Consider the following 4,216-nt stretch of genomic DNA (forward strand, 5'->3'; position numbering starts at 1 on the left):
CATGGTGGTGGTGTGGACTGGGCGTCGTATCTGCCTGCCGCGGCGCCGGTCGATCTGCCCACCTACGCCTTCCAACACCGCCGCTACTGGCTGGACGGCGTCGAACCATCGCGCCGGAGCGGCTATCCGCTGCTGGACGCGGTGGTGGAGTTCGCCGAGGAGGACGGGTTCCTGCTGAGCGGGCAGCTCGCTACCCGGGCGCAGCCCTGGCTGGGGGAGCACACCGTGCTCGGCGCGACCGTCGTGCCCGGCAGCGTGTTCGCCGAGCTGGCTCTGCACGCCGCCGCCGCGACCGGTGCCGGCGAGGTCGCCGAACTGACCCTCCAGGCACCTCTGGTGCTGCCCGGGGACGGTGCGGTCGAGGTGCAGATGAGGGTCGGTGCTCGGGGCGTGCGGGGAGAGCGGCCGTTGACCGTGCACGCCCGACCGGCCGAGGACGGCACCCCGTGGACCTGCTACGCCCGTGCCGTACTCGGCTCGGTCTCGGCAGAGCCGCTGGACGCACCGGCTGCCTGGCCGCCGCCGGGCGCGATCGCGCTGGACGTCGGTTCGGCGTACACCGAGTTCGCCGCCACCGGGCTCGAGTACGGCCCGGCGTTCCAGGGACTGCGCGCTGCCTGGCGGAGCGGTGCGGAGATCCTCGCCGACATCGAGCTGCCCGAGCTGACCGACGCCGGCCGCTACGGGCTGCATCCGGCCCTGCTGGACGCATCGCTGCACGCCTTGCGCTATCTGCACGAGGACGAGGGCGACCGCACCTTGCTGCCGTTCGCCTGGAACGGGATCGCGCTGCGTCGCAGCGGGGCGTCCGCACTCAGGGTGCGGATCTCTCCGATCGCCGCAGAGGCGGCCAGGATCGAGCTGTCCGATGCCACGGGCGCCCCGGTCGCAGTGGTGGAGTCCCTCGCCGTGCGGCCGATCTCGGCCGAACAGCTCGGCCACCATGAATCGCTGTACGCCGAGGAGTTGGTCCCCGCCACCCTGCCAGGCGGCCCGGAGCCGACCGTGCTGCACTGCGCTGAACTGGCCGAACTCGCCGAACTGGCGGACGGGGAACTGCCCGAGGTGGTGGTGCTGGCGGCCGGGGACGAGACCGATCCGGTGGCCGCGGCCGGCCGGGTGCTGGGCGCGGTCCACACCTGGCTGGCCGAGGACCGTTTCGCCCGCTCCCGGCTGGCACTGCGGACCCGGAACGCCCGGTCCGATCCGGCGGCTGCGGCGGTCTGGGGTCTGCTGCGCTCGGTGCAGCAGGAGCACCCGGACCGGTTCCTGCTGGCGGACGTCGAGGACCCGGAGGACACCGGCGATGCCGTCGCCGCCGCCGCGTGGAACGTACCCGGCGGACAACTGGTGGTGCGCGAGGGCACGCCGCTGGTGCCCCGCCTGGCCCATGTCCCGATGTCCCGGATCACCGACCGGGACGGCGCCGCCTGGGACCCGGGCGGGCCGGTGCTGATCACCGGGGGACTGGGCGCGCTCGGTGCGGCCCTCGCCCGTCATCTGGCCGGCGACTGCGGAGTGCGCGAACTCGTGCTCACCGGCCGTCGGGGCCCGGACACCCCGGGCGCGGCCGAACTGGCCGCCGAGCTGCGGGAGCTGGGTGCGGTGGTGTCGGTGGTGGCGTGTGACGTGGCCGAGCGGGAGGCGGTGGCCGCGTTGCTGGCCGGGCATCCGGTGACGGCCGTGGTGCACGCGGCCGGGGTGGTGGACGACGGTCTGGTCACCGGCCTCACCGAGGAGCGGCTGGCGGCGGTGCTCGCGCCGAAGGTGCTGGGCGCGCGCTGGCTGGACGAGCTGACCCGCGACCGCGAACTGACCGACTTCGTGCTGTTCTCCTCCTCCGCCGGAGTGCTCGGCGCGGCCGGGCAGAGCGCCTACTCCGCCGCCAACGCCGCACTGGACGCGCTGGCCAGGGCCAGGCACGCCGCCGGGCTCCCGGCCACCTCGCTGGCCTGGGGACTGTGGGAGCAGCGCGACGGCAGCGGCATCACCGGCGAACTGTCCGGTGCCGACCTGGCCCGCATCGCCCGTGCCGGGCTGCGGCCGCTGACCACACCCGAGGCGATCGAGCTGTTCGACCTCGCGCGAGCCGTCGACGAACCCGTACTCGTCCCGATGCGTCTGGACCGGACGGCCCTGCGCACCGGCCGCCCGGTACCGGCAGTCCTGCGCGGTCTGGTCCGGGAAACCTCCGTCACGAGCCCCGCCGCGGCCACCGGCACCCGCTCCGCGCCCGCCGTCCTGCCTGCCGCACTGTCCGGACCCGACCGCGACAAGGCGCTCCTGGAGCTGGTCCGTGCCGAAGCGGCCAGGGTGCTGGCCTACGACTCACCGGCAGCGGTGGCCGAGCACCGCACCTTCGCCGAACTCGGCGTCGACTCGCTGGCCGCGGTGGAGCTGCGCAACCGGCTGTCCGAGACCACCGGCGTCCGGCTGCCCGCCGCAGTGGTGTTCGAGTACGCCACCCCGGTGGCACTGGCCGCACACCTGCACACCTCCATGCCCGCGGCCGACGGCGCACGGGCCGGCTCCCCGCTCGCCGGGCTCGACCAGCTCGAAGCAGCGCTGGCCGGTGCCGATCCCGGCGCCGTGGACGCGGCGAAGCTGCGCATGCGGCTCACCGCGCTGCTCGCGAAGTACGGCGGCGAGGAGCAGTCCGGGGCCGCACCGGAGCACGACCTGTCGTCGGCCTCCGACGACGAACTGTTCGGTCTGGTCGACGGCCTCGGCGCCGACCAAGAGTGAGGAAGGGAACCGCGTGGCTAACGAGGACAAGCTCCGGGACTATCTCCGGCGTGCGCTGACCGAGGCACAGACCGCGCAGCGCAGGCTCGCCGAGATCGAGCAGGCCCGGCGCGAGCCCATCGCGATCGTCGGCATGGCCTGCCGCTACCCCGGTGGCGTCGGCACCCCCGAACAACTGTGGGAGATGCTCGCGGCGGGCCGCGACGGGATCTCCGGGTTCCCCACCGACCGTGGCTGGGACCTGGCCGGACTGCCGGTCGGGCTCGGCGGGTTCGTCGACGGCGCCGGGGACTTCGACCCGGGGTTCTTCGGGATCTCCCCGCGCGAGGCACTGGCGATGGACCCGCAGCAGCGGCTGCTCCTGGAAACCTCCTGGGAGGCGTTCGAACGTGCCGGCATCGACCCGCTCACCGCCCGCGGCAGCCGCACCGGCGTCTTCGCCGGCGTGATGTACCACGACTACGCGACGCTGATGGACGACGTACCCGAGGAACTGCAAGGTTTCATCGGCAACGGCAACGCGGCCAGCATCGCCACCGGCCGGGTCGCCTACACCTTCGGATTCGAAGGCCCCGCCGTCACCGTGGACACCGCCTGCTCCTCCTCCCTGGTCACCCTGCACCTGGCGGTACAGTCCCTGCGCTCGGGGGAGACCACGCTGGCCCTGGCCGGCGGCGTGACCATCATGTCCACCCCCGGCACCTACGTGGAGTTCGACCGGCTCGGCGGCCTGGCCGCCGACGGCCGCTGCAAGGCGTTCTCCGCCGACGCCGACGGCACCGGCTGGTCCGAGGGCGTGGGCATGCTGCTGCTGGAGCGGCTGTCCGACGCACAGCGCAACAACCACCCGGTCCTCGCGGTCATCCGCGGCTCCGCGGTCAACCAGGACGGCGCGTCCAACGGCCTCACCGCCCCCAACGGCCAGGCACAGCGCCGCGTCATCGTCGAAGCGCTGACCGACGCGGCACTGTCGCCCGGCGACGTCGACGTGGTGGAGGCGCACGGCACCGGCACCTCGCTCGGCGACCCCATCGAGGCGCAGGCCCTGCACGGTGTCTACGGCGCCGATCGTGACCGGCCGTTGTGGCTGGGGTCGGTGAAGTCGAACATCGGGCACACGCAGGCGGCCGCCGGAGTGGCCGGGGTGATCAAAGTGGTCGAGGCGATACGCCACGGGGTGCTGCCCCGGACCCTGCACGCCGACGAACCCACCCCGCACGTCGACTGGGCCGGCGGTCCGCTGGAACTCCTCGCCGAATCCCGTCCCTGGCCGGAGACGGAGGTGCGTCGGGCCGCGGTGTCGGCGTTCGGGGTGAGCGGGACCAATGCGCACGTGATCGTGGAGCAGGCGCCGGTCGTCGAGCCGACGGTGACGGCGGTGCCGGTGTTGCCGGTGCCGGTGTTGGTGTCTGGTCGTTCTGTCGAGGCGTTGCGGGGGCAGGCGGTGCGGTTGCGTGAGTTCGTGCTTTCC

At 73.6% G+C, this 4,216-nt stretch carries 2 pseudogenes; both read left to right on the forward strand.

The window, feature by feature from the left end:
- Window positions 1-12 precede the first annotated feature (12 nt).
- A pseudogene (locus ACFXI4_RS44405) lies at window positions 13-1,956 on the forward strand (SDR family oxidoreductase); the annotation flags it as partial.
- A gap of 340 nt (window positions 1,957-2,296) precedes the next feature.
- Window positions 2,297-4,216, forward strand: a pseudogene (locus ACFXI4_RS44410) (beta-ketoacyl synthase N-terminal-like domain-containing protein); the annotation flags it as partial.

The organism is Streptomyces sp. NPDC059224, assembly GCF_042754285.1.
Taxonomy (GTDB): domain Bacteria; phylum Actinomycetota; class Actinomycetes; order Streptomycetales; family Streptomycetaceae; genus Streptomyces.